Origin of the sequence: Rhodococcoides fascians A44A, assembly GCF_000760735.1 — a bacterium.
Classification (GTDB): domain Bacteria; phylum Actinomycetota; class Actinomycetes; order Mycobacteriales; family Mycobacteriaceae; genus Rhodococcoides; species Rhodococcoides fascians_E.
The window spans coordinates 1-943 of the sequence record NZ_JMEX01000009.1; the positions used below are offsets into that span (position 1 = coordinate 1).

Annotated in this window: 1 protein-coding gene; it reads right to left on the reverse strand. The window is 65.6% G+C overall.

Features of this window, described 5'->3' with window-relative positions; all coding sequences use genetic code 11:
- The coding region (locus tag BH95_RS26740) for a DUF4192 family protein (RefSeq protein WP_157773217.1) at positions 1–797 on the reverse strand (797 nt) is incomplete at its 3' end.
- Positions 798–943: the final 146 nt, after the last annotated feature.

The following is a 943-nucleotide window of genomic DNA, read 5'->3' on the forward strand; positions in this document are numbered from 1 at the left end:
AGGACGAAGGCGGGGCCTGCCTCGCTGGCGGGCAACACCGCGCCAACCTGCCGCCACAGTTCGCCGAGGACTGCGGCGTTGGCTTCGGTGAAGTGAACGAACAGCACATCGCGCACGCGCACGTCAGAGGCGGCGGCTGCGAGCATCGCAGCGTGGTAATCCGATATCTCGATTCCGCGGTTGCCTGAATCGAGATACCCGGCGAGTACCTCGCGGTGGATGGTCTCTGCGGCCGAGATCGGCCCTACTGCCGGGAACGCCCCGCGTGCAGCCCGCATCATGTCCACCACACTCGCGGCGCGTTCGGCACCGAACTGTTCGGCAACGAAGCCCGCGCGGATTTGGGCGCGAGAGGCCAGACGTACCTGCCCCTCGAGCAACGCTCCGACCACGTAGGGGTGAGCCGTCAGGTCGACCGCCTCGCCGACCTCGTGCGGTCCCGCCAGTACCCCGTTCATCAAGTAGCGGCGCGCACGTCCCTCGTGGAACTGGAACACAGCAACGTCATCGCCCGAGAACTCGTGGAGAACGGCCATCGATGCCGCATCGGCGTGTGTGTCACTGCCGAACACGACCACCACGCGCGGTCCGGATAGATCACGCACGGGGTGACCGCTGGGCACCAGCAACGGGGCACCACCGATCGGCGCTTCCTCCCCCAGCGGGCAGGCCATGACGGCCCCGCCTGTCGAGTTTGGGGTGAACACCACCATTTCGTTCTCGGGAACGTAGCGGACCAGCATCACGGCCACGGCAACAGCATCAGCGGGTGAGGAGATACGAAAAACAGAGGACATCGGACAAACCCCTTTCAGGGCACAGGGGCAGATGGTCAGTCCGCCCGATCAACAGAACACCCACAATCTAGCCGAGACCACCGACAAGAACGGCTCACGCGCAACACATTTGGTCCCCGGCGCACTCGGTGCCGGGGACCGCACCG